The following is a 3,563-nucleotide window of genomic DNA, read 5'->3' on the forward strand; positions in this document are numbered from 1 at the left end:
ACGGCGCAGGCTCGCCGGATGCTAACCTGCCATGTGCCACGAACATCATCGACCAGCTCGCGCCGCCGATCAGGCCTTAGAGCTTTCGCGAGACGACATCCTGCAGCATCGCCTTGTCCAGGCTGAGGTCAGCCACCAGGCGCTTGAGCTTCGCGTTCTCCTCCTCGAGCTGACGCAGCCGCTTCATCTCCGACGGCATCAGTCCGGCGTACTTCTTGCGCCAGTTATAGTACGTCGCCTCGCTGATCCCCGCCTTGCGGCACACCTCGCCAACCGACGTTCCATCGTCCGCCTGCTTCAACACAAAGGCAATCTGCGCGTAAGCGCCGACGGAAGGCGGCGTTGACGTAGTCCTATTTGGCCTTCCGCGGGCGCGGCGCCCATTTATTTGCCAGCGCCGTGAAGCGGGTGTGGATCAGGTCGATATCGGGCTGAGCATCGGGATCATGGTCGTCGCCCAAAGCATCCAACGCTTCCTCATGGTACTCATGCGTTGGGTCATCGAGGGCCTCCAGCTTTTCTGCATAGCCCCAGGGACCGCCTGAGTCCTCGGGCGGGCGCATGCCGGTGGCTTCGAGCAGGCGTGGATAGCTGCCTTGGGGGTCGGCCGGAGTGATGCCGTGGATCCTGACGCTGTGTTCCCAGGCATCGCCGAAGTCGTAGAGGTATCGGAAGGTCTTGCCCCGCATTCCCTCGAGAGCCTGGGCCAAGGTCACCTTGCGGGCATCAAGCGGACCATCGAAGCCGTATGAGGGGTCGGGGATGCCGAAGCCTGTACGTCCGAAGGTCAGTTCCCACAGGTGGCTGTCAGTCCACGCCAGCGCCGCCTGGAAGACGGTGTGCAAGCGATCGAGCCGGATATCCAGCGGGACTTCTATCATGCGGCTCACGGCCGGTGTCACGTCATCCAGCGTGATCGTCATCCGCACGGCAAAGGCGTTGCTCAAGCAGCATGCTCCAGGGGTTGGACCTCTCTTGCTGCCCGCCAGTTCCACGGCAGCAATTCGTCGATCCGATTGATTGGGTGGTTGCCGATACGCGCGATGACGTCGGTGAACCAGGCCTCGGGCTCCACGCCGTTGAGGCGGCATGTCTCGACGAGCGAGTAAAACAAAGCGGAGGCATCTCCCCCCTTGGTCGAGCCGACGAACATCCAGTTGCGCCGGCCAAGAGCAACGCCGCGCAGGGAATTCTCGACCAGGTTGTTGCTGATCTCGAGCAGGCCATCGTCGCAATAGCGGACCATCGCCGCCCAGCGGTTTAGCGGATAGTGGCATGCCTTCGCCAACGCGCTGTCCGAAGACAGCCCGCGCATCTGAGATTCGAGCCATGGCCTTAAGGCAGCCAGTTTCGGGGCGGCCAGCTGCTGGCGCACCCGTCGTCGTTCATCCGGCGGTGCCCCCTTGATGTCGCGCTCGATCGCGAACAGCGCGCCGATTCTTACAACGGCCTCGGCCGCGATCGGCGAGGGGCTCTTTTCCAGGATGTCGGTGAACTTGCGCCGCGCGTGAGCCCAGCAGCCCACCTCGGTCACGCCGCGCGGAGCCTTCGTCTTTGGGTCGCGGTACAGCGTGTTGTAGCCGGCATAGCCGTCCGCCTGGAGGTATCCCTCATAACCGGCGAAATGGGCTGCGGGATGCTGGCCGCCGCGACCGGTCGTGAAGTGGAACGCCACGGCGGGCGGGCTCATGTCCCCGCTCGAACGACCATCGCGCAAATAGACCCAGAAGTAGGCGGTGTGGCTCCCGTCCTCGCCCATCAGCAAGGTGACCGGCGTCTCGTCACCATGTATTTTGGGGGCCTCGAGGACGTGGGCGAGCAGGCGCTCGCCAAGCGGCGCCATCAGCCAGGCCAGCTTGCGGGACCAGCGGCCCATCACGTCGCGATCGATGTCCACGCCTCGGCGCCGCAGGATCACCGACTGGCGATGCCAGGGCTGATGATCGACGAAGCGGCTGACGATGAGATGCGCGAGCAGCGCGCTGCTCGCCATGACCCTGGGCAACGGCAGATCGATGGCCGGAGCCTGTCGGACCGTCTCGCAGGACCGGCAGGCGATACGGGGGCGGACATGGCGCAGGACGCGGAAGCGGGCTGGCACATAATCCAGCACTGCGGTGACGTCTTCACAGATAACGGTTTCGATACCACCGCAGCCGCAAGGTTGCGGGCGATGCTCCGTCGTCAGGCGCGCGATGTGCGCAGGGATCGGCGCCCTGGTTCCAGCCTTGCGCGCTGATCGCGGTTTCGCTGCTGTCGGCGCGTCATCATTGGCCGGTTCGGGGGTGTCGACCTCCTCGAACATCAGGCGCAGTTGCGCGATGTCCATCTTTTCCGAACTGCGGCCGAACTGGACGCGCAGCAGCCGGGCAAGGCGGTGTTCGAGCTTCTCGATCGTCAGATTCTGGGCCTTGACGGTCTCCTTCGCCGCCTTCAGTTCGGCCCGCTCCAGTTCCATGGCCTCAGCCATCTCCCGCAGCATTTTGTGCAGAAGAACCGGGTCTGTGGGGAGGCGATCGAGATCGAACCACATGCCCCGGCTATAGCGGAATCATCCCGACAATCCTAGAAAAAATCGCAGTTTTCCGAGACTTTATCGCTCACGCGAGGGTCGGCGTGACCACTTCGTCATGGATGATCGCCTGCCGCCAATCCAGCCCCTCGATCAGCATTGCCAACTGCGCGGCCGAGAGCCTCGCTGCTGCCCCGTCCTGGCTACGCGGCCACACGAACTTTCCGCGCTCGAGGCGTTTCGCATAGAGGCACAGCCCCGACCCGTCCCAGACCAGCGCCTTCAATCTGTCACCTCGTTTTCCGCGGAACAAAAATACGGCGCCAGAGAAAGGATCGAGCTGCAGGATATTGCGAACCTGCGCCGATAGCCCGTCGAACCCCTTGCGCATGTCGCACGGCGCCAGCGACAAATAGATCTTCGCCGATGGCGGCAGCGTCAGACTCAACGTTCAAGCTCCCCGACGATCTCGAGGACCAACCTCAGAGCGTCCCGATCAACGAGCCTGTCCACCGACACAGTGAAGCCGCCGCCCCGCTTGATGTCGATCCGGCCGATCCCCGATGGTGTGCCTGACGGCTCGGGATTCACCAGTTCGACTGGCACAAACCCCGCCATCGCACCGCGGAGCAATTGCTTACGCCATGTGTAGAGCTGACCTGTCCCGATCCCATACCGCCGCGCGACCACCGCCATGATGGCACCAGGCTGCGTCGTCTCCTTCAGGATCGCGAGCTTTTCTTCGTCGCTCCAATGCCGACGTCGCTCCACTCGTTCGATCGCTCCGCCATCACGGCGAGCGCTCATACGAGGCTCGTTTGACTGCTCGATATCCACTCGCAAGGCCTCCTTCTGACCTGCGAAATCCACGCTCACCCCGATCCGTACAAGGCCGGGTTCCGTCGGCGCTTACATCTGCGCCTCCGAAAACTTCGTCCTCTTCATCGCTCACTCCGTGTCCTGGCCCTCAATCATAACTGGAATTTTCCAGCTCAAAACGGTCCAAGTTCCGGGTGCAGGTCAACTGCCAGAGGGATGCAATTAACACGCC

General features: G+C 63.1%; 4 protein-coding genes and 1 pseudogene. All 5 read right to left on the reverse strand.

The window, feature by feature from the left end:
* Positions 1-313: pseudogene (locus MKI88_RS21245) on the reverse strand (transposase); the annotation flags it as partial.
* A 40-nt stretch (positions 314-353) separates the two neighbouring features.
* Complete coding sequence (locus tag MKI88_RS21250; protein ID WP_241633545.1) at positions 354-947, reverse strand: plasmid pRiA4b ORF-3 family protein; 594 nt, start codon at positions 945-947, stop codon at positions 354-356.
* Positions 944-2,533 carry an IS66 family transposase gene (gene tnpC, locus MKI88_RS21255; RefSeq protein WP_241633546.1) on the reverse strand — a complete coding sequence of 530 codons (1,590 nt, stop codon included), beginning with the start codon at positions 2,531-2,533 and terminating at the stop codon, positions 944-946. Before tnpC ends, MKI88_RS21250 begins: the two co-directional genes overlap by 4 nt.
* 67 nt (positions 2,534-2,600) lie before the next feature.
* Entirely contained in the window at positions 2,601-2,960 is a 360-nt protein-coding gene (gene tnpB / locus MKI88_RS21260; RefSeq protein WP_281063780.1) for an IS66 family insertion sequence element accessory protein TnpB, read from the reverse strand.
* A complete protein-coding gene (tnpA, locus tag MKI88_RS21265; RefSeq protein ID WP_241633547.1) occupies positions 2,957-3,349 on the reverse strand; it encodes an IS66-like element accessory protein TnpA in 393 nt (130 codons plus the stop codon). Before tnpA ends, tnpB begins: the two co-directional genes overlap by 4 nt.
* Between the last annotated feature and the right edge of the window lie 214 nt (positions 3,350-3,563).

This window comes from Sphingomonas sp. LaA6.9 (assembly GCF_022601895.1).
Classification (GTDB): Bacteria; Pseudomonadota; Alphaproteobacteria; order Sphingomonadales; family Sphingomonadaceae; genus Sphingobium_A.

What these genes read in the sequence shown, in the direction of transcription:
- tnpC (WP_241633546.1), bottom strand. Translation starts at nt 2,533, where the DNA reads ATGTGGTTCGATCTCGATCGCCTCCCCACAGACCCGGTTCTTCTGCAC.